The sequence below is a fragment of the Sorangium sp. So ce1504 genome, assembly GCF_051521635.1.
In the GTDB taxonomy this organism is placed as follows: domain Bacteria; phylum Myxococcota_A; class Polyangia; order Polyangiales; family Polyangiaceae; genus Sorangium; species Sorangium cellulosum_B.
In genome coordinates, this window is the sequence record NZ_CP150365.1 from 1991624 (window position 1) to 2011243 (window position 19620).

18 protein-coding genes are annotated in these 19620 nt (G+C 70.2%); 6 read left to right on the forward strand and 12 right to left on the reverse strand.

Annotated features, from left to right (window positions below):
* Positions 1–119 precede the first annotated feature (119 nt).
* The 6 genes from WMF39_RS07645 to WMF39_RS07670 form a co-directional block, all read right to left on the reverse strand.
* A complete protein-coding gene (locus WMF39_RS07645) occupies positions 120–1070 on the reverse strand; it encodes an acetyl-CoA carboxylase carboxyltransferase subunit alpha (protein ID WP_437744889.1) in 951 nt (316 codons plus the stop codon).
* Between the two features lie 252 nt (positions 1071–1322).
* Positions 1323–1607 carry a hypothetical protein gene (locus WMF39_RS07650; RefSeq protein WP_437744890.1) on the reverse strand — a complete coding sequence of 95 codons (285 nt, stop codon included), beginning with the start codon at positions 1605–1607 and terminating at the stop codon, positions 1323–1325.
* Positions 1608–2049: 442 nt separating this feature from the next.
* Positions 2050–3390 (reverse strand): hypothetical protein, encoded by a 1341-nt coding sequence (locus WMF39_RS07655; protein WP_437744891.1) that lies wholly within the window; start codon positions 3388–3390, stop codon positions 2050–2052.
* Between the two features lies 1 nt (position 3391).
* Positions 3392–4411 carry a hypothetical protein gene (locus tag WMF39_RS07660; protein ID WP_437744892.1) on the reverse strand — a complete coding sequence of 340 codons (1020 nt, stop codon included), beginning with the start codon at positions 4409–4411 and terminating at the stop codon, positions 3392–3394.
* A gap of 58 nt (positions 4412–4469) precedes the next feature.
* A complete protein-coding gene (locus WMF39_RS07665) occupies positions 4470–5963 on the reverse strand; it encodes a serine/threonine protein kinase (RefSeq protein WP_437744893.1) in 1494 nt (497 codons plus the stop codon).
* Positions 5964–6197: 234 nt separating this feature from the next.
* A complete protein-coding gene (locus WMF39_RS07670; protein ID WP_437744894.1) occupies positions 6198–7094 on the reverse strand; it encodes a cupin domain-containing protein in 897 nt (298 codons plus the stop codon).
* A gap of 73 nt (positions 7095–7167) precedes the next feature.
* On the opposite strand from WMF39_RS07670, the gene WMF39_RS07675 reads away from it, so the two are divergent.
* The gene (locus WMF39_RS07675; RefSeq protein ID WP_437744895.1) at positions 7168–7911 is read left to right on the forward strand and encodes an SDR family oxidoreductase; all 744 of its coding nucleotides are present in this window, start codon (positions 7168–7170) and stop codon (positions 7909–7911) included.
* Positions 7912–7948: 37 nt separating this feature from the next.
* Here the strand turns inward: WMF39_RS07675 and WMF39_RS07680 are convergent, their stop codons facing one another.
* From WMF39_RS07680 to WMF39_RS07690, 3 genes are all read right to left on the reverse strand, one after another.
* Positions 7949–8782, reverse strand: a complete 834-nt coding sequence (locus WMF39_RS07680) for a hypothetical protein (RefSeq protein WP_437744896.1) — start codon at positions 8780–8782, stop codon at positions 7949–7951.
* A gap of 263 nt (positions 8783–9045) precedes the next feature.
* Positions 9046–9852, reverse strand: coding sequence for a trehalose-phosphatase (otsB, locus tag WMF39_RS07685; RefSeq protein ID WP_437744897.1), 807 nt, complete (start codon positions 9850–9852; stop codon positions 9046–9048).
* Positions 9853–9976: 124 nt separating this feature from the next.
* A complete protein-coding gene (locus tag WMF39_RS07690) occupies positions 9977–10453 on the reverse strand; it encodes a hypothetical protein (protein WP_437744898.1) in 477 nt (158 codons plus the stop codon).
* A 393-nt stretch (positions 10454–10846) separates the two neighbouring features.
* Here WMF39_RS07690 and WMF39_RS07695 point away from each other — a divergent pair, with 393 nt between their 5' ends.
* The 3 genes from WMF39_RS07695 (at position 10847) to WMF39_RS07705 (ending at position 12629) form a co-directional block, all read left to right on the forward strand.
* Complete coding sequence (locus WMF39_RS07695) at positions 10847–12031, forward strand: MFS transporter (RefSeq protein ID WP_437744899.1); 1185 nt, start codon at positions 10847–10849, stop codon at positions 12029–12031.
* A 22-nt stretch (positions 12032–12053) separates the two neighbouring features.
* Complete coding sequence (locus tag WMF39_RS07700) at positions 12054–12296, forward strand: hypothetical protein (protein ID WP_437744900.1); 243 nt, start codon at positions 12054–12056, stop codon at positions 12294–12296.
* Between the two features lie 99 nt (positions 12297–12395).
* Entirely contained in the window at positions 12396–12629 is a 234-nt protein-coding gene (locus tag WMF39_RS07705; protein ID WP_437744901.1) for a hypothetical protein, read from the forward strand.
* A gap of 95 nt (positions 12630–12724) precedes the next feature.
* On the opposite strand, the gene WMF39_RS07710 is transcribed toward WMF39_RS07705, so the two are convergent.
* Positions 12725–13270: a response regulator gene (locus tag WMF39_RS07710; protein WP_437744902.1), complete on the reverse strand. Its 546-nt coding sequence runs from the start codon at positions 13268–13270 to the stop codon at positions 12725–12727.
* Between the two features lie 24 nt (positions 13271–13294).
* Between WMF39_RS07710 and WMF39_RS07715 the strand changes: the two genes are divergently transcribed.
* Together WMF39_RS07715 and WMF39_RS07720 are read left to right on the forward strand one after the other, a co-directional pair.
* Positions 13295–14653: an ATP-binding protein gene (locus WMF39_RS07715; RefSeq protein ID WP_437744903.1), complete on the forward strand. Its 1359-nt coding sequence runs from the start codon at positions 13295–13297 to the stop codon at positions 14651–14653.
* A 139-nt stretch (positions 14654–14792) separates the two neighbouring features.
* Entirely contained in the window at positions 14793–16832 is a 2040-nt protein-coding gene (locus WMF39_RS07720) for a membrane dipeptidase (protein ID WP_437744904.1), read from the forward strand.
* Between the two features lie 102 nt (positions 16833–16934).
* Here WMF39_RS07720 and WMF39_RS07725 read toward each other — a convergent pair whose 3' ends face one another.
* On the reverse strand, positions 16935–17336 hold the full coding sequence (locus tag WMF39_RS07725) for a hypothetical protein (RefSeq protein WP_437744905.1): 402 nt from the start codon (positions 17334–17336) through the stop codon (positions 16935–16937).
* A gap of 299 nt (positions 17337–17635) precedes the next feature.
* The gene (locus tag WMF39_RS07730) at positions 17636–19057 is read right to left on the reverse strand and encodes a serine hydrolase domain-containing protein (RefSeq protein WP_437744906.1); all 1422 of its coding nucleotides are present in this window, start codon (positions 19055–19057) and stop codon (positions 17636–17638) included.
* Between the last annotated feature and the right edge of the window lie 563 nt (positions 19058–19620).

The following is a 19620-nucleotide window of genomic DNA, read 5'->3' on the forward strand; positions in this document are numbered from 1 at the left end:
TCGCTTTCGTGACGCTGGAGGTCGGTCGTGGCTCGACCGGGGGCGCGTGGGGAGGGAGGTCGCGCCACGGCCCCTCGTCGCCCTGCCGGGCTCGCGGTCGACAGCTCCAGGTTAGAGCGTCAGCTGAACGACCCGAGCCCGCGGAACCTCCGGTACCGATCGTCGACGATCGCCTCCGTCCCGAGCTCGTCGAGCGAAGCGAGCGTCGTCCAGAGGGCCTGATCGAGCAACGCCGCGGCGCCGTCGTAATCCTGATGGGCGCCCCCGGTGGGCTCCTCGACGATCGCGTCCACGACCCCGAGCCGCAGCAGGTCCGGCGCGGTGATCTTGAGCTGCGCAGCCGCGTCGCCGACGCGCGCGGGGTCGTGCCAGAGGATCGCCGCGCAGCCCTCGGGCGAGATGACCGAGTAGCAGCCGAACTCGAGCACCAGCACGCGGTTGGCGAGCCCGAGCGCCAGCGCGCCGCCGGAGCCTCCTTCGCCGATGATGGTCGCCACGATCGGCACCTGCACCCGCGCCATCACGGCGAGCGCCGCGCCGATCGCCTCGCTCTGCCCGCGCTCCTCGGCGCCGAGGCCCGGGTAAGCGCCGGGGGTGTCGATGAACGTGAGGATCGGCAGCCGGAACCTCTCCGCCAGCTCGTAGAGCCGCACGGCTTTCCGGTACCCCTCCGGGTGCGGCATGCCGAAGTTGCGCTTCACGTTCTCCTTCGCATCGCGCCCTTTCTGGTGCCCCACCACCACCACGCTGCGGCCGTGATACCCCGCGAGCCCGGCGACGACCGCGCAGTCGTCGGCGAAGCGGCGATCCCCCTTCAGCTCGCACCAATCGGTGAACATCCGTTGCACGTAATCGAGCGTGTGAGGACGGTTCGCGTGCCGCGAGAGCTGCACCTTCTGCATCGGCGTCAGCGCAGCGAAGACCTCGCGCGCGAGCCGGTTCATCCTCTCCTCGAGCTCGGCGAGCTCCGCCACGAGGCTCCGATCGGACGCGACGAGCGCGCGCAGCTCCCGGACCCTGGCGATGAGCTCCGCGACCGGCTTCTCGAACGGCAGGACGACATCGGCCATGAAGATCTCCCCGGTAGCTCTGGCGCGCAGCCGGTCGCGGCGTCACACCCGCGGTGTCGGAGCGCCGGACGTCGCCTGAGAACAACGCACCCAACTCGCTACCTAGTCCTCCTTCGCGTCGGTGGACACCCCTGATGGCACAAGGAGGCAGGGATGGGACGGAGAACGAGGAGGGCGTTCACGCCCGGGTGCAAGGCGGGGGCGGTCCGGCTGGCGAACGCGGGCACCCGGAGCTCCAGGCGCCCAGCCTGGTCACGGGCGCGCGGTCATGGACGCCGTGCCATCCGGGCCGTCCGGTGCCATCGGGCCGGACGCGGCGCGCTGCAGCTCCAACGTGACGGCCTCGACCAGCGCGGCCGCGAGCAAGACGAGGCGCGACGCCTGATGTCCTTGAGCGAGCAGCTCGCGAACGAGCGACTTTGCCACGATCTTGGTCGCACGCGCGGTGTCCTCGGGGCCCGGCGCCCCGCCGATGGCGTGATCTCGGCCAGTCGCTGTCTGCGATGGCTCGAGCTCGATGTCTTTCGTGTTTGACATGGTGCTCTCCTGCATTCGTGTGCACGCCGGGGTCGGGCTGGTCTCTCGGGCCATCGCTCACTCACCGGCACCTGACTCCTCGGACCTCTGTGCGGGCCTCTTCGTGGCATTAGCAGTCTCCGTGCCCGGCGCGCCTGCGGCCGCGGGCCGCCGTCTCCGCGCGATTGCCTGCGCCGGGCGCATAGGCGAGCGCCGCGCGCGGCGCTCGCCACCATGGTGGCTTGCTCGATCAAGCAAGATGCTGCAAACGGTGCCACGCAGTGCGGTATCCACCAACCTGGAGAGGCTCGGAACGACGCTCTGAGCCTCGGCTGGGCACCTCCACGTGCTGTGACGATGGCGAGCCAGGTGAGAATCGTGGACGGGTCGCGAAAGGACGTGCGCTCCCGAGGAGCTCCCGCCGACCAACGGGTCGCTCGAGCTGGCCGCGCCGGTTGGCCCGTCATTGCAGCGTGCAGATGAGCCGCTGACCGCGCACGGAGTAGGCACCGTCGCGTTGCTCGATCCAGGCGACGAGCAGCTTGACGCCGAGCTGCGCGACGGTCGAGCCGAGGATCTGCGCGCTGCTGCCGTCCGGAAGGGAAAAGATGAGCTGGTGGGGGAGCACGCTCTCGCCTGTTCGCGTGAACCAGCCCAGGTTCACGCTCTTTCCAGGCGGCGGCACCAACGTCAAATACACGTTTTCGCCGTCGCTCGCGACGGGACCCGGGGGGTTGTACTGGTTTACATTCTGGAGCTTGAAGACAGGGGTAAAGCCGGGCGGGGGAACCTGTCCGAGCGACAAGAAGTCCTTCACGACGCCTACCTCCGCCGAGAGGGCGAGCCTCGGCGGAGGAACGAGGTGCACGATCAAGAGCGTGACGCCATCGCCCTCGGGCAGCGGGAACGCCCCGAAGAAAGACTCCACCTCGTCAGGAGACGGGCTGAACTGGATCTGGTGCGCCACGCCGAGATCGGCGCGCGAGGCGCCCGTTCTGAAGAACGCCTCTCCGGTCGCGTTGTCATCCAACAAGAGGAGGTGCTGGCCGTTCGTGACGGTGTAGTAGTGAACGTTGAGCGAGGCATCGGTACGTGGGCCCTGGGCCACCAGGGTCGGCGCAGGCTCGGCCGATCCACCGACGACGAGCGCTCGCGTCGAGCCGCCCGGCGCCGCGCAGGTCGCGGCGTAAAGGGTGTTGTCGCCCGCCTGGACGAACGCCATCGACGTTGCCACGTTGGGGCTCGCGCACTCCGGTGCGAGCGCGGGAAACCGCTGGAACGTCCCCTCGGACGAGACGCCGTCGGCGGTCGTGGGGAAGACGAGCTGCCCGATCTCGTACCCCACCCTGCCCTGAAGGATGACTTGCCCTCCCGATTCGCGGCCGGTGACGAAGGCCGCGCCGTCGGTGAAGGGGAACTCCGTCTTCGACCCGGCTGGCTCTCCGATCTCGTGCACCGTCCCGATCACGAGCCGGCTGGCAATCTTGTCGACGACCGAGACAAATACGCGATCGGGTCCGCTTGCCAGCACGAGCGAGGAGGTGTCGACCTCATGGCCGCCGAGGTCTTCGGAGGTGAGGATGTCGAACGGCTCGAGATCGAGCGCGCACTTCGCCTCGGCCGGCTTGCAGATGCCGTCCTGACAGACGCCGCTCTGGCACTCGGAAGCAACGCTGCACGCTTCGTCGCCGCTGCCTACTTGGTTCAGCTCCGCGTCGGCGCGCACACCCGCGATGATCTGGCAGCCGGCGACGAGCAATGCGCCCCCGACGATGACGAGCCCCCATGGTCGCGTCGGGCGCATCTCAGAAGCTACCTCGCAGCGACAGCCCCGCTGCTCCCGCCCGGACCGGAGGCTCCAGGCGCACCTCCAGCACCGTCGACGGCACGGCGTCGCTCGACGGCGCGGTCAGGAACACGACCAGGCCCGTGATGAGCGCCGCGCCTCCCGCCGCGAACGCCACGTTGGAGATGTTGGCGGTCGTGTTGGCGTCCTGATGGAGCTTGACCCCCTCGGCGTCACAACGGGGAGGGTCGTCGTTGGTACACCCGTGCTGGCTGCGCGCCTCGCTCACCTTCGAGAGCGTCTCGACACCGAACACAGCGCCTACCGCGATCCCCGCCAAGCTCACCCCGCCCAGCACGAGCCCAACGGTCCGCTGCGCGCTCCACGAGCTCGCCGCGGGCGCGGCGCTCGTGGCCGCGGGCGCGGGCGCTCCCCGCCCTGGCGCGGGCGCGTCCTCGAGCAGAGGGACGCGCACCGTCCTCTGCCCTGGCTTCGGCTCGACGACCACCTTCGCGCTCCATGCCTTCTTGCCAGGCGCCACCGCCGCGATTGCATGCTCGCCCGGATCGACCGGGATCGCCGAGCCGAACATCGCCGCATCGAGCGGCTTCGCGTTGCGCCGCACCTCGAGCCCCTCGACCCGGGCCTCCGGCGCCACCTCGATGACGAGCTTCGAGAGCTGCGGCTCGAGGAGGCCCGCACGCCGCCCCGCTTCCTTCGAGCGCCGCCCGTCGCCCGCTTTGCGCGCCATCGCTTCGGCGTCGTTGAAGGTCGCCCAGGCGCTCGCCGTCGCGCCATTGAGCTCGTAGCAATCCGCCAGGGCGAGCAGCGTCCCGGCCATCGGGTCCAGCTTCTGGCTGGCGGCGAGCTTCGCGCACCCCAGGGCGTAGCTGCCCTGCTTGACGAGCGCGCGCCCCTCGCGGAAGAGCACATCGGCGGCCGCCCGGTCCTCGGCGGTCGGGTCCGCGAGGACGCGCGGCGCGAGCGATAACGACAGGATCAGCGCACCCGCAGCGGTGACACTGCGCTTCACACGCATCGGTCCTGGGCCACGCACCGATCCCAGTATATTGGCACCCCGCGCCGTTGTCCCAGGGTTAGCGACGCTCGTCGTACGAGAACGCCGGCTCGGGCTTCGGGGTGAGAAGGTCCTTGGCCGGGGGCTTCGCCCGCAGGGAGGGCTTCGTCGCCTTCAGCGTGGCCGTCGCCGCCGGCGAAGGCGAGGTGGGCTCCGCCTGCGCTTTCGCGCTCGCGTCGGGAGAGGCGGGCGCGGAGCGGGGAGCTTGAGGTTCGACGGGCGCAGACGGGGCCGCGTTCAACGCCCCGAAGGAGGCCGCCGGCGGGCCTGTCGGTGCCGGGGATCGCGCCCCCTCCTGCCGCCCCCCCTCCTGCCGCCCCCCCTCCTGCCGCCCCCCCTCCTGCCGCCCCCCCCAGGCGATCACCGCCAGCGCAGCGCCCGCGAAGAACGCACCGCCGAGGAGAAGGGGAGCCCAATAGCGCGGCTTCGACAGCAGCACCTCGAAGGCCGATAGGGCTCCATAGCGCCAGGACGCGGTGGGCGCTGTGTCCGCCATGGCATCCGGCGGGCGCGGCGCGATCGACCCTGCTGCCCCGGCGCTGGCCGGCGGCGAGGAGGCCGCCGCGCGCCGCGGCTCCGGCGCGTCTCTGGCTCCCGGCGAAGACGACCGCGACATGTTGAGCACCCGCCAAACCCGCTCCGGATAGCCCCGCGCTCGCAGGGGCGCGTGAGGCGCGAGGGCGCCGGCGAACGCTGCCACGTCGTTCCAGCGCTGCTCGCGCTCGTGCATCATGCACCGCTGGATCACCGCGTCGATCTCCGGGGGCACGTCGCTCCGGCGCTCGTGGAGCGGCGTAGGCTTCGCCGCGAGCATGCGCCCATAGAACTCCGCCAAGGTCTCCGCGTGAAACGGCGTCTGCCCGGCGATGAGCTCATACAAGAGGACGCCGAGCGCCCAGAGGTCGCTGCGCGCGTCGACATCCTTCGGCGAGCTCATCTGCTCGGGCGACATGTAGTAGGGGGTGCCGAGCTGCTCGTCGTCTTCTGTGAGGGCGAGCTCCGCCCCGCTGATCTTCGAGATCCCGAAGTCGAGGACCTTGATGCACGGCGCGCCGCTGACGTCCTCCGTGACGAAGAGGTTCGCCGGCTTCAGGTCGCGGTGCACAATCCCGGCGGCGTGCGCCTCGCCGACGGCTTCACACGTCTGGAGAACGTACTCCACGGCGTCGTCGAGCGAGAGACACCCACTCTCCTTGAGCGACGCGGCGAGATCACGCCCTTCGAGGAATTCCATGACGATGTACGGCGCGCCGCTTTCGAGCGTGCCGACGTCGAACACGCGGGCGACGTGCTGGCTGCGCAGCCGTACCGCCGCGCGCGCCTCGCGCAAGAAGCGCGCGCGCGCGTCGGCGGAGACGTGGTGGGCCGAGCGCATGAATTTGACGGCGACGCGCTGGCCGAGCTCGACGTGGACCGCCGCAACGACGACCCCCACGGCCCCCGCGCCGAGCAGACGCTCCACGCGGTACTTGCCCGCCACGACGTCGCCGGGCCGGACCGGGGCGTTGATCATGGCTTGCCATGTGGTCTCAGCGGCTCCGGGAGGTCAAGCGTCGCTTGATGGGCTCGCGCGCGTGCCGCCGCGCTATCCCTATAAAGCTCGCTGGCGACTCCCGGTAGGTCCAGCGCCGGCCGCCTGAGCCCGTGTCACGTCCGCTGGGAAGCTCGTCGTGAAATGAAATCGCCCGGACGCTCTGGCCCGTGAGGAGACAGGAGATCCTTCGGCGAAGCTCACTGCCCTCACCGACTACCCCGCGCGCGCGTAGCGACCCGGAGGCTGGCCCACGTGGCGGCTGAACGCGGTGCTGAAGGTGCTCGCCGAGCCGTAGCCGACGCGCTCGGCGACCTCGGCGATCCCGAGATCGTGCCGGCGGAGCAGATCCCTCGCGACGGCCATGCGCCAGGCGAGCAGGTATTCCATGGGCGGCATGCCCACGGTGCGGGTGAAGCGCTCGAAGAACGCCGAGCGCGAAAGGGCCGCGGTCTTGGCGAGCTGGGCGACCGTCCACGAGCGCGCGAGCTGACCGTGCATCTGCCGTATCGCCGGCGCGAGCCTCGGATCGGCCAGCCCGCGCAGGAGCCCCGGAGGCGCGTCCTCAGCCGAGGTCGACCTCAGCGCTTCGATGAGCAGCACCTCCACGAGCCGCGTGAGCACGAGATCGCGCCCCGATCGCTGCTCGTTGGATTCGTCGCCCACGAGCCGCACCAGCACGGAGAGGCGCTCGACGCCGCGCACGTGCAGCAGCGCTGGCAGCAGCGACACGAACAGCGCCGCGTCAGGCGAGTCGAAGAGGAAGTAGCCGCCGAGCAGCCGCACGTCCGGGCGTCCACCGCGCGTCCCGTGGCGGACTTCACCCGTCGGCGCGGGCGTCACCTTCGGGTCGATGCGCTCTGGCCTCACCGGCTCGAAGCCCGACAGGGTGAACCCCGGCGTCGCCGGCAGGAGCACGAAGTCGCCCGCCTCGAGCGTCAGGGCACGCTCGCCGTCGACGGCGAGACGACAGCTGCCCTCCAGCACGGCGCAGAAGCTCGGCTGGCCGAAGTCCGCGTAGCGGACCCCCCAGCGACCGGCGCCGCTGATGCGCTTCGAGAACACGGCGCGCGGCTGGAGCAGCGCGATGACCTCCGAGAGCGGGTCGTTCATGTCCGGACTCTAGCAAACGAAACGTGGACTACCAATGATAGATAGTCCAGCGCGCCGCCGCTATCTTCCCTTCATGAACACTGTGCTCATCACGGGTTGCTCCTCGGGATATGGACTCGAAACCGCGCGCCACTTCCACGCGCAGGGCTGGAACGTCGTCGCCACCATGAGAACGCCGCGCGAGGACGTGCTGCCTCGGTCGGACCGGCTGCGCGTGGTCGCGCTCGACGTGACGAAGCCCGAGAGCATCGCGGCTGCGCTCGAGGCGAGCGGGCCCATCGACGTTCTCGTCAACAACGCTGGCATCGGGCTCATGGGCGCCTTCGAGGCCACGCCGATGAGCACGGTGCGCGAGGTGTTCGAGACCAACACGTTTGGCGTGATGGCGATGACGCAGGCCGTGCTGCCCCAGCTCCGCGCGCGGCGATCGGGCGTGGTGGTGAACGTGACGTCGAGCGCGACGCTCGCGCCGATGCCGCTGGTCGCCGTCTACACCGCGAGCAAGATGGCCATCGAAGGGTTCACCGCGTCGCTCGCGTTCGAGCTCGAGGCCTTCGGCGTGCGCGTGAAGCTCGTCGAGCCGGGCTACGGCCCGACGACGCGCTTCACGAGCAACGGGGGACCCCGCATGGAAGGCCTGATTCCCGACGCCTACGCGCCTCTCGCGCAGCGTATCTTCGCCTCCTTCGGGCAGCCGGCCCTGGTGACGAGCGAGTCCGACGTGGCCGAAGGGGTGTGGCGCGCCGCGAACGACGTATCGGGGCAGCTCCGTTTCCCGGCCGGTCCCGACGCGGTGGCGCTGGCCCTGGCCAGATGAGCGACGCCATGGGGCACTGGGGCTGGTCGCCCGCGGTTCATTCGTTCGTGAACTCGCCGCAGCGGCCGCTCCCGCGGCAGACGCCGCTCGCGCAGCTCTCGTGTCGATGACACCGCCGGCCGGGCGCCAGCTTGCAAGCGCCCGCGCCATCGCAGACCTTGTCGTCCAGCTCGCAGTCCGGCTCGTCCTCGACTCCGGGGCCGAGGGGCGAGCACGTGCCGATCGACCGCTCGACGTTGCAGGCCATGCAGGTCTCGTCGCAAGCGGTGTCGCAGCAGACGCCGTCGACGCATTTCCAGCTCGCGCAATCCCTCGGCCCGCCGCACGCCCGGCCGTTCGCGCCCCTGCACGCGCCCGCTGCGTCGCAGGCGCGGCCCTGGCCGCACGGCGAGCCTGCAGCCACGACGTGCGTGGCGACCCCGCGTTGACACCCGTCGCTCGTGCATGGGTCGCCGTCGTCTTCCGCGTCGGCGCCGTCCGGCGCAGGATACGGCTGTCCCGCAGCGCAGGTGAGGATCTGGCAGTCGCCCGCGATCTGCCCGGACGGCAGGGCCGGCACGCCGTCGAGCGGGACGTTGACGCACGCGCCTGCGGTGCACGCGTCCGCGGTGCATGGATTGTCATCGTCGCAGTCGGTCGCCTGCGTCTCGGCCGCGCACGCAGGGGCCTCTCCGTCCCAGCCAGCGCCGGGGTCACCCGCCCCGACCCCGTGATCCCCGCCGCTGCCGGCGCCCGCGCCGCCGGACCCCTGGAAGCTGCGGGCCTTGGGCGAACAGCCCGCCAGCGCGACGACGAGGCACAGCGGCACCGATGTCGCCTGCACGCGGCTCGTGCGGCGGAGCGGAAGTGCTGAGATGTGAAATGTCCACATGCGCCGAACTCTACTGTCGGTCCAGCTCACCCGCTAATCAGACTTCTTCCTTCGAGCGGCCATGGACGAACGGCGCGCTCGGTTTGCTGGCGGCGGAGCTCGCAGCTGGGATTCCGCTCCGTTCGAGGCGCGTCACCGCCGTCCGGCTCACCACCCCACCGCATCTGCCCGCCGTACACCCGTGTCGCGCGCGCCGCGCACGCAACACCGCTTCTCCTGATCTTCTCTCTGACGTACAAGAACGGAGAACTTGAGTACGGCCCTCAGACGAGGCGCGGCGCCTCGCCGATCTCGCCGCCGCGCCGCGCCGCGAGCGCCTCGAGGAGCGCGATCCACGCCCCGGGCCCATCGAGCGTCAGGTCGGGCTCGACCGCGGTGTCCGGCCGCTCGGACGAGGCGATGTAGACGCCCACGCCGCCGATCGCCCGGGCATGGGCGATCGCCGGCTCGTCGGTCGTGTCGTCGCCCGCATAGACCACCAGCGTCCCCGGCGGCAGCCGCGCCAGCAGGAACGCGAGGGCGCGGCCCTTGTCGTGCGCGGCGTCCCGGGCCTCGTGGATGCTGCGCCCCCTCATGACCACGAACCCCCGCCGCGCCGCCGCGGCCGCCCACGCCCCGAGCGCGTCGAACGCCGCCGGCCGGGCCTCCGCCGGGACGAGCCGCCAGTGGAGCGCGATCGAGCAGCGCTTGCGCTCGACCCACAGCGCAGGGACCCGCCGCACCGCCTCGTCCGCCTCGCGCTCCAGCGCGTTGAGCGCCTCGGTCGGCGACTCCGCCCGGTACACGAGCTCCCCGTCCGGCGTCGCGATCTCCGCCCCGTGCTCGCCCACGCGCCACGCCGCGCCGACCGCCGCGGTGCGCGCCGCGACGTCCTGGATCGTCCTCCCCGTGACGATCGCCACGGTCGTGCCCGGCGCCCGCGAGAGCGCTTCCAGCGCCCCGAGGGCGCCCGGCGCCGCCACCGCCCCGCCCGAGACCGCGGTGATCTCGGAGATGGTCCCGTCGAAGTCCGTCGCGAGCAGCAATGATGGCGCGGCCGCCGCGCGCTCGACCAATTCAAGAACGTCCATGCTGCACCAGATCTACCACTGGGCAGGCCGGGAGCACGATGGCAAAGCCGGCGCGACCGGGAGCGACCCGGTGGCCGGCTTTGCTGCTCCACGACGGACAGGTCGCCGCCGCGCGCCGCGCGCGTCAGAACCGGATGATCACCTCGTGGACGCGGCGCCCCTCGGTCTTGCCCTCGGTGGCCTCCGCGGGCGCGGCGTCGCCCGCGGGCGACCCCTCCGCGGCGGCTGCCGGCTCGTCCGTCTTGCACTCGTACTTCACGCGCCACTCGGTCTTCTGCACCGTCTGCGTGCTCTCCTGCTTCCGCTTCTTCGGCCCGAAGAAATCCTTCTCGCGGCGCTCGCTGGACTCCGACACGGACTCTTCCCCGACCACGGTCTCGCCCTCTTCGACGATCTCGTAGCTCTCGGGTCCGCCGCAGGTCGTGGCCATCGTCTGGCTCGCCTTCTGCATGGCCACCTCGCGATCGCCCAGGATCGCGAGCTCGCCGCCGACCTTCGTCCGCCTCACGACGCGGACCTCGCCATACGGCTGCCACGAGCACGCGGCCGTGGAACAGAGCGCGCACGCGGTGATCAATGCATGAATCGCAGAGAATTTCATGCCTTGCACCAGTACCACCCTCGAAATGACGAGGGCAACAACAAAGCGCGGGCGGTTCCGTGCAAAACCTGCTATCGGCGGCGCGCGCGTGCCTGGTCGGTTGGTCGGTTGGTCGGTTGGTCGCTTGGCCGGTTGATCGCGTCGCGCCGTCGTAGCGGTCCAGCGTTGCGTGGTCGCTCGAGCGCGCGCCTGCTCGCGCCGGGGCACCGGATCACCACCCGCTGCTGCCACGGCAGCAGCGAGGGAGCTCCCGGCCCCGCGTTCCGGCCCGCTCCGGCGCGGCATGGGGGTTGCTGACCGCGGGTGTTCGCCGGCGCGGATCAACAGGCTTGATCCGCGCCGTGCACCGAGGTCCAACTGCGCTCCTTCATCGACAAGAACCGCTTCCTGCTGGTGTTCGCGGCGCTGTCCTCGGTCATGGGCCTCAGCGTCGGCGTGGCCAAGGTGAGCACGACGCTGTATGCGCTGGAGCTCGGGGCGAACGAGGCGCTGCTCGGGCTGATCTCCGGATCGCAGAGCGTCGGGGTGCTCCTGATGAGCATCCCCATCGGGCTCCTCGTGGATCACCTCGGGCCCTCGCGGCTGTTCGTGCTGGGGAGCCTCGTGGCCGGGTCCCTCTACATGGCCTTGCCGGCGGTCCCGTCTCCGGTGTTCCTGCTGGCCTTCACGACGGCGATCAGCTTCTTCATGCCGATGCGCTTCGTCTCGCTGAGCACCGTGTTCATGCAGCAGCTCGAGACGGTGGGCGAGGGCAAGGCCGGCTGGTACCGCGGCACGCATAGGGTCGGCATGTTCCTGCTCGGCCCCATGCTCGCGGCCAGCCTCACGAAGGCGCTCGGCTTCTCGGGCACGTACCGGCTCATCGGGCTCTCGTTCCTGATCACCGTGCTCATGTCGCCGATCGTCTTCGGCCCTTACACGGCGCGGTCTGCGCACCCTCGAGCGCTCCGCCTCTCCGGCGTCCGCTCCGACCTCGCCCTGCTCGCGCAGGACGTCGAGCTGCGCAGCGTGTGCCTGATCGAGTTTGCGGCCCAGTCGATCAACTCGTTCTTCATGTTCTTCATCATCCCCATCGGCGTCACCGTCGCCCACCTGACGGCGGCCGAGGCGTCGGGGCTCCTGGCCTGGCAGGGCGTGACGTTCATCTTCGCGCTGTTCGCGCTGGGGGGCCTCGTGGGCCGGGTGGGGCACGAGCGCGTCTACCTCGCGAGCCTGGTCCTCGTCCCGAGCGCGCTCCTCTTGCTCGGCCTCTCGCGCGATCTCATGCCGCTGCGGGCCGGCGGCCTGCTGCTCGGCCTCGGGCTCGGCATCCTCCAGATCGCGAACCTCACCCGCATCGCCCGGATCGGCGCGCGGGCGGGGCGGGGCAAGGTGGCCGGCTTGCAGGCGCTCGTGGGGCCGTCCGGTGGCCTGTTCGGCAGCACCGTGGGCGGCCTCCTGGGCCGGAGCCTGGGGCTCCAAACGATGTTCCTGCTCCTGTCCGTGTTCTTCGGCCTGCTCCTCGCCGTGGCGCGCAGGACGTCCAGCGCGGCGGCGGCGGCGAGCCCCGCGCCCGCCGAGCCCGCCGCCGCCGAGTAACGGCCGAGGAGAGACAACCACCATGCGAGAGCTCGACAAGCCATCTTCGATCGCCGCGACACGCCGCAGGCTCGCGGCGGCCCTCTGCGCCGCGCTCGCGCTCGCGGCCTGCTCGAAGGGAGGCCCCGGCAACGGCGACGGCGCCTCCGGCGACTACGAGGTGCAGGAGCTGCGCTATCAGGGGTTCTCGGGCATGGTCTCGGTGCCCGAGCTGGCGGAGGATCTGGGGTACCCGGCGAGCTCACCGCCGGCAGCTACGTGCTGAGCAAGCGATTCTTGAAGGAGAGCCCGAACAGCGCCCGCAAGTTCGTGGAGGCCGCGGCGCGCCATCGAGTGGGCCCGGAGCACGCCGCGCGAGGAGGTGGTGGCCCGCTTGCAGCGCATCATCGAGCGGCGGGGCCGCAACGAGGACGCGTCGCTGGTGAAGTACTGGACCAGCCTGGGCGTCGCCGGCAAAGGCGGGCTCCTGTCGGCCGGGGAATACCAGATCTGGATCGACTGGCTGGTGAAGGACGGCGACCTCAAGGCCGGGCAGATCAAGGCCGAGGACCTGTTCACGAACGAGCTCAATCCGTTCGCGGCGACACAGGGGAAGTGACGGCGCCGGCCCCGGCGCGTCCCGCTCGCCACCGCTTGCTGTAGAGGAGGAATTTCCCGTGGTTCACGGCCCGTGCGCGGTGGCGCTGGCCTCCCCTACGATCGCCGCCGGAGGATGTGCTGGAGCAGCTGGCGCGAGACGTTCAGGAGCTTTGCCGCCTTCCGGCGGTTTCCTCCGGCGCGCGCGAGCGCCTCGTCGACCATGACGGTGCGCACCTGCTCCTCGACGTCCTGGATCGACGCCCGCCCCACCGCCGCGCGCACCTGCGGCCGGAGATCGGGCGGCCGGCTCAGCGCGTCGTCGATCGTGCGCTCCAGCTCCTCGAGGCGCAGCGGCTTCGCCAGGAACGAGCGCACGCCCATCTGGGCGAGCCGGAACGAGACGGCCGGGCTCGCCGAGCCGCTGATGGCCACGATCGTCGGCGCGACAGCGCAGGTCATGGCCCGCTCCACGACGTCGACGGCGTTCCCGTCCGGGAGCATCACGTCGGCGATGATCCCTTGAAACGCCCCGCCTGCGAGCGCGCTGTGCGCCTCGGCCACCGACGCGCACGCGACGACCTCGGCGCCGCGCGCCTCGAGCGCCTCGCGCAGCGCGCGCCTGAGCCTCGCGTCATCCTCCACGACCAGCCAGCGTAGCATCGTGTGGTAGCATGCCCCCGGGTCATGGGGGCGCATAGTCTCAAGCGGGCGGAGCTGGCCAGCCTCCCGGCGCTGTCGGCGCTGTCGGCGCCGTCGGCGGTGCCGACTCGCGCGCAGCTCGACGCCCTCATCACGCGCGAGGCGCTGCGGGGTGAGCGCACCGCCTCGATCGCGCGGAGCGTCTTCTGCGCGGCCCTCCTCGCGCGGTTCCTCGCCGTCGGAGGGTTGACGCCGTCAGGCTCTCACGCGCGCTCGCTCATCGAGGTTCCGCTGCTCCTCGGCGCGGTTGCCGCCTCGCTGTACGTGTGGTGGCGGAGCCGGAGGACCGATGCCCCTCCTCACCTGATCCTCGTCTCGGTCGGCCTCGACGCGCTCCTGTGCTTTCTGGCGCTGCTGCCGAACGTGCTCTGGCCCTGGGACGGCTACCCGGGAATCTTGCACCTGCCCGATATGGCCGGGCTCCTGATCACGGTGTCCGTGAGCGCGTTCCGGCTCGTCCGCCGGGCGGTGCTCCTCGCGACGGCGGCGAACGCGCTCTCCGCGCTCGTGCTCATCGCGCTCGACCGCGCGCTGAACGGCGGCCAACACGACGCCTTCTGGGCGCCGGCGTCGCTGTTCTTCCTCCTGCTCCTGACGGCGGCCAGCGCGGCGCTCCTCGCCACGATGCGCACGGTCCGCGTCGTCGAGCTCGGGGCGCGCTCCACGCTGCGCGCCGAGCGCGCGCAGCGGAACCTGAGCGTCATGCTGCACGAACACCACGACGTGAAGACCTCGCTCTCGGCCGCCCTCATCGACACCGATCTCCTCCGGCGCGAGCTCCTTCGGGTCGAGTCCGCGAGCGCCGAGCGCATGTTGCGGAAGCTGGAGCAGCTCCGCGAGAGCGTCGAGGATGTCGCCTCGACCATGGGGCACATCCGCGATCGGACGATACGCGAGCTCGACGCGCTGCGCGCGACGGCCCCCGCCGAGATCGGCGAGGCGACCCGCGGCGCGCTCCGGGTCGTCCGGCGGCGCTACCAGGCGGTGAAGGTCGACGTCACCGATCGCGCGGAGCGCACCGCGGTCCTGTTCGCTGGGGGGCACGACGTGCTGGAGCGAGTGCTCCTCAACCTCCTCGTCAACGCGTGCGAGGGGACGGGCGAGCGCGGGGCGTCCAGCGTGACGCTGGACGCGCGCCCGCTGGGCGGCGGACGGGTGGCCATCGAGGTGAAGGACGACGGCCCCGGGTTCCACGACGCGCCGAGCCTGAAGCCGGGCGGGTCCGGACAGGGGCTCGGCTTCGTGGCCGGCATGGTGGAATCGAGCGGTGGGCTCGTCCTGCGCGCCAACCTCCCGGAAGGCGGCGCCAAGGTCACGATCGAGCTGCTCGAAGCGCCTGTGTGACGACGGAGCGCGCGGCGCGCGGACAGGGTGGCAAGAAAATTTGCCCTCATCGCGCCACTGGCCATGCGGTACCACTCGGTGGCGAAGTGGGTACTCGCATGGACTCCGTCGCTCGCAAACCTCGGAAGGATAACTTGGCATGAAGAAAACAAGCCCATTGACAGGTCCTGCGCTTGCTCCAACCTGGATTGCGATCGCCGCGGCCGCGGTGACGTCCGCGGCCCCCGGCCCCGTGAGCGCGCAGGCGCGGCGTTCGCCGATCTTCGATTCCGCGCTGAACGCTCCCGGCCGACCGCTGCGCGGGTTCGCCGATCTCCACACCCACCCGATGGCGCACCTCGGCTTCGGCGGGCACGTGCTCCACGGCGCTCCCGACGTCGACGTGCTCATGGCGCCGGGGACCATCTACGATCCCAGCGGTCAAGGCGTGTCAGGCGCCACGTGCAATGCGTCGGCGCGGCGCGCCGCCAGCGTCGCGGAGGCGCTGGGAACCAGCTACAGCACCCACCGGGGTCACGATTTCCTAACGAACAAGTGCGGGAATCATGTCCGCCAGATCGTGCTCGGGGAAATGGCGAGATCCCACGGCATCCGCTCGTTCGAGGTCGAGCGCCCCGTGGGCTATCCGACGTTCGCGCACTTCCCGGCGCATAACGATATCCTGCACCAGCAGATGTGGGTCGACTGGATCCGCCGCGCGAAGGAGGGTGGCCTCCGGGTGATGGTCGCGCTGGCCGTCAACAGCCGCACGCTCGCCCACGGCATCGAGGCAAACCCGCCCGTCGACGACAGGGCGTCGGGCAATCTCCAGATCGAAGAGCTCGTCCGCTTCGTCGGCAAGCACGACGCGTGGATGGAGATCGCGCGTTCATCCGCCGATCTCCGGCGCATCGTGGAGAAGAACAAGCTCGCGGTGATCGTCGGTGTCGAGCTGGACGACATCGGCAACTTCGTGTGGAACAAGGCGTCGCCCACGGAGGCCCAGATCCGCGCGGAGATCAAGCGCCTCCACGTCCTCGGCGTGCGCTACGTGTTCCCGGTCCACCTCACCGACAACCTGTTCGGCGGGACCGCCGCCTACGAGGACGAGGTAGCGCGCGCCAACCGCTTCCAGACGGGGAAATGGTGGGACCTCGAGTGCTCCCGCGGAGAGGGCATCACGAAGCAGATCCAGTCGGGGAACGACCTCTTCAAGCTGATGAAGCTCGGCGACGCCGGCGGTCACATCCCGCTCCCGAGCTGCCAGCCGGGGGAAGGCCACAAGAACCGGCTGGGGCTCCTGCCCATGGGCCGCGTCGCCCTCAACGAGATGATGAGGCTCGGGATGGTCATCGACATCGATCACATGTCGCAGCGGATGGTGAGCGACGTGCTCGCATTCACCCGAACGACGCCCGGCGGCGCGTATCCGCTCGTCTCGGGGCACAACGGGCTCCGCGGCTCGAGCGGCAACGAGAACGGCCGGACGAACGCCCAGTACACGGAGCTCGCCGCGCGCGGCGGGCTCGCGGGCGTCGGCTTCGGCGACTCCGATGCACGGACCTTCCTGCGGAACGCGGCCGCCGTGGCGGCGATCACGTCAGGCGGCAAGCCGCTTCAGATCACCCTCGGCTCGGACATCAACGGGATGGTCGTCATGCCGCGCTCTCCCGAGTGCCAGGCGCCCCGGGACCAGGTGGTGACGGTGCCAGGCGACGCCTGGAACCACCCGTCCGCGCAGCTCCGGTGCACAGGGGCCGAGATCGACGTGCGCTCCGCGCGCATCGGCTGTCTCGACATCCAGACCAGCGGAAACCTGACGGGCCTCGTCGGCCGCGCCTGCAATGACAAGACGTCCTGCTCTTACAAGGCGCCGACTCCGGACGAATACAGCCGCGCCGGCGTCCAGGCCGCGACGCGCGCGTTCTGTACGCAGGCCATGGAGATCGTGTACCGGTGCGTCGATCCGGCGGCCGAGGCGTGCGTCGATTACTCGAGCTTCCCCAGGGCCCGGATGGGGAGCCGCTCGTGGGATTACAACGAGGAGGGGGTCGTTCACATCGGGCTCTTCCCGGATTTCCTCAAGCACGTCGAGGCGCTTCCGGGCGGAGAGCAGCTCATCGACCGGCTCTACGGCGGAGCCGAAGGCTTCGCGCAGATGTGGGCGAAGGCCGAGACGGTCGGCCGCTCCGTCCCCTGATCCGCGCACGTCCGTCCCGGGGTTGTGGGACCCGACCCGGGTTGGCCCTGCGCGGCAAAGCTGCGCCGCGCCGCCGACCTGGGTCGGGTCTTCGTCCCGCTGTTACTGGCGCATCCACGCCACGAGGAACTTGGTCGTGTTCGCCCCCGGGTTGAACGCGTCGCCCTCGCGGATGCTCGCCGAGAACTCGATGGTCCGGGGCCCGGTCTGGGACGCGCTGAACCCGACGGCGCCGTTGTGGCCATCGATCTGCACGGTGATCGTGCCGGCGACGATGTCCGTCGCGCTCGTGATCTTCTTGAAGCAGCCCCGCGTACCAGGCCAGCCGCTGTTGCAGGTCACCGACGTGAGGCCGATCTGGAGCGCCTGCTCCGCCTCTTCCACGGTCTCCTCGCTCAGGTCCTCCTCGCTCAGGGCCTCATCGCCCTCCTGCGCGATGCAGCCCGCGAGCGCCATGGAGGCGAGGACGGCGATCATCCCGCTGAGCTTCGTGAGAAACCTCATGCCCCGGCCCTTTCCGCTCGACCGAGCTCGTCGGTCATCCTTGGGTCGGGCCATGGTGCAGCCGTCCTGGCCTTCGAGGAGTGTGCCTTGTGCGCTCTTGATGTCGTGTGTCATGCTCTGCCTCCATTCATGCTTTCGGTGTCCGTCGCTCCAGCGGGGTGGCCGTCGCGTTGCGGAGCTCGTACGAGCACCGTGATCTGGTATGGAGGTGGTACCGCACGGTCAGAGACGCGATAAGGGCAAACGTTCTTGCCCCACCTGGCAATGGTCCGGCTCGCGCCTCGTCTCCGCGGGCCGGGTCACCAGGTGAGGGAGCCGTGGACCTTGGTCATGACCTCGTTGGCCCGGATGTCACCGAGCATCCAGTCGAACTCCTCCCAGGAGATCTTGCCCGTCGCCGGGTCGACGGTGAAATGGTCGTACTTCGGCAGCCCGTGGTTCGTGAGCAGGATCGTGAACATCTCGCGGCTCGGCTCGGGATCGACCACGATGAGCGTCCCTGCGGCGCCTGTCTTGCTGTAGGCGACGGTCGATGTCGACTCCCCGCCGGGCCACATGCCTGCGTCCCACATCTCCCAGCCGTACCCCTTGCGCGAGTAGATCAGGTTCTCGGAGTACGTCCAGGCCGACCTGTTGAGGTGGAGCGAGCCTGTCTGGGTCGTGGTCATGTCGAGCACGGCCTGGGCAGGGAGCAGGGTGGCTATGCACATGTTGAGAGGCCACTGGTTGCAGCTGTAGGCGTGCTTGCCCCGGTTCAACAACATCTGGGCGAACCTGGCCAGATCGCTCGCGGTCGAGAACAGGCCGTCGCACCCGGTGAGGTGCTCGGCCGGGTCCGGGCCGTCCCCTTCGAGGAAGTAGTCGGTCTCGTCCTGCACCTCGCCCCGGAGATAGCGCTCGCGCGCCGCGGACCACGCCGTGCCGACGAAGCGGTCCTCCTTCTCCGGCATGTTGAGCCACGGCTGAAAGCCCGTGTCATTCATTTGCAGCGGGTCGAAGATGTAGGTCTTCATCAGGTTCTGGAGCGAGTCGCCGCCGACCGTCTCCAGCACGTGGCCCAGGATCCGAAAGCCGAGATCGCTGTAGACGACCTTCGTCCCCCGCGGGTGGGCCAGCGGCGCGTCGAGCATCGAGTGCCAGGGGTCGGCGTCGTCGAAGAGGCCGTTCGGGTTGCTGTCGTCGAAGTAGTCGATATCCTCCCCCGATACGTAGCTCATCAGATCCCTGATCGTGACAGAGCTCTTGTTGTTGACCGAGGAGACGGCGAACTCCGAGAAATACGTCGCGACCGTGTTGTTGATGTTGAACCCCGGGTAATCCCCGGACTCTTGCATTCTCATCGCGAGAAAGACGGTGAACGGCTTGGTCATGGACTGGAGATCGAAGATCCCATCGAGCGGCATCGGCACCGAGGGCATGCTCGGATCGTCCTCGTTCAGGCCGTCTCTCGTCCCCACGGCGGTGTGGAGCACGACCCGGCCCCGGCGGGCGACCAGGAGGACCGCGCCATTGATATCCCCGTCGTCCACCGCATCCTCCAGCTCGTTGACCGCCTGGTCGAGGAGGGCGCTGGACAGACCCACCGATTCCGGTGTGCCCGGGCGGACGGAGTACCTGATCGCCGGCTCCAGAGGGTACGTGTCCTGGGCGTGCGCCGACGGCGCCATGCCGACGATGGCGGCGGCCGCGGCTCCACAGAAGATCAAGCTACTGGCTCTCATGTTCGCGATTCCTTCCTGGAAGGGTACTGCAGCCTCAACGCGGGGCGGGGCGAAGGGCTATCGGGGTCATCCGCTGCGGTCTCGGAGCGCCTCTTCGCCCGCGCCCCGTCAGGGGCGTATCCACCCTTCGTGCCAGCGGGCCGCACGGCGCTCTGGCGAGCAGCGCACCCCGCGCGGCGCGCGCGCCGTGGTGGCCGCGACGACGGCCGGGCGCCCCTCGGGAGCGGCCGTGGCGCCGCCTGCAGTCCGCGAAAATGCGTTTTATATCAACAGCTTGCGAGGATCATGACGCCCCCGGTAGCGCCGCGCCGGGCGCCGCCCCCGCCTGGCGCCGCGCCGGTCGCGAGGGGGAGGGGAGAGGCTCGGCGCGCTGCTGCGCCGCACGAAGGCACGCTCGCGGAGCGTGACATCGTGACGTTGTCACGGCGTGACATCGTGACATTGTCACAGCGTGACATCCAAATCTTGGCGTCGTATGGCGTCTTGGCGACCCCATCATTCCGGCAAGGTGGGGTAAGTCCCCCACCACCCGGCGTTCTTCAGGGCGCTGCTTGCCCAGGAGC

Coding starts and splice junctions, on each gene's coding strand:
- WMF39_RS07675 (WP_437744895.1), top strand. CDS start 7,168: ATGAACACTGTGCTCATCACGGGTTGCTCCTCGGGATATGGACTCGAA.
- WMF39_RS07680 (WP_437744896.1), bottom strand. CDS start 8,782: ATGTGGACATTTCACATCTCAGCACTTCCGCTCCGCCGCACGAGCCGC.
- WMF39_RS07645 (WP_437744889.1), bottom strand. CDS start 1,070: ATGGCCGATGTCGTCCTGCCGTTCGAGAAGCCGGTCGCGGAGCTCATC.
- WMF39_RS07690 (WP_437744898.1), bottom strand. CDS start 10,453: ATGAAATTCTCTGCGATTCATGCATTGATCACCGCGTGCGCGCTCTGT.
- WMF39_RS07720 (WP_437744904.1), top strand. CDS start 14,793: ATGAAGAAAACAAGCCCATTGACAGGTCCTGCGCTTGCTCCAACCTGG.
- WMF39_RS07655 (WP_437744891.1), bottom strand. CDS start 3,390: ATGCGCCCGACGCGACCATGGGGGCTCGTCATCGTCGGGGGCGCATTG.
- WMF39_RS07650 (WP_437744890.1), bottom strand. CDS start 1,607: ATGTCAAACACGAAAGACATCGAGCTCGAGCCATCGCAGACAGCGACT.
- WMF39_RS07700 (WP_437744900.1), top strand. CDS start 12,054: ATGCGAGAGCTCGACAAGCCATCTTCGATCGCCGCGACACGCCGCAGG.
- otsB (WP_437744897.1), bottom strand. CDS start 9,852: ATGGACGTTCTTGAATTGGTCGAGCGCGCGGCGGCCGCGCCATCATTG.
- WMF39_RS07660 (WP_437744892.1), bottom strand. CDS start 4,411: ATGCGTGTGAAGCGCAGTGTCACCGCTGCGGGTGCGCTGATCCTGTCG.
- WMF39_RS07710 (WP_437744902.1), bottom strand. CDS start 13,270: ATGCTACGCTGGCTGGTCGTGGAGGATGACGCGAGGCTCAGGCGCGCG.
- WMF39_RS07730 (WP_437744906.1), bottom strand. CDS start 19,057: ATGAGAGCCAGTAGCTTGATCTTCTGTGGAGCCGCGGCCGCCGCCATC.
- WMF39_RS07715 (WP_437744903.1), top strand. CDS start 13,295: ATGGGGGCGCATAGTCTCAAGCGGGCGGAGCTGGCCAGCCTCCCGGCG.
- WMF39_RS07670 (WP_437744894.1), bottom strand. CDS start 7,094: ATGAACGACCCGCTCTCGGAGGTCATCGCGCTGCTCCAGCCGCGCGCC.
- WMF39_RS07665 (WP_437744893.1), bottom strand. CDS start 5,963: ATGATCAACGCCCCGGTCCGGCCCGGCGACGTCGTGGCGGGCAAGTAC.
- WMF39_RS07725 (WP_437744905.1), bottom strand. CDS start 17,336: ATGAGGTTTCTCACGAAGCTCAGCGGGATGATCGCCGTCCTCGCCTCC.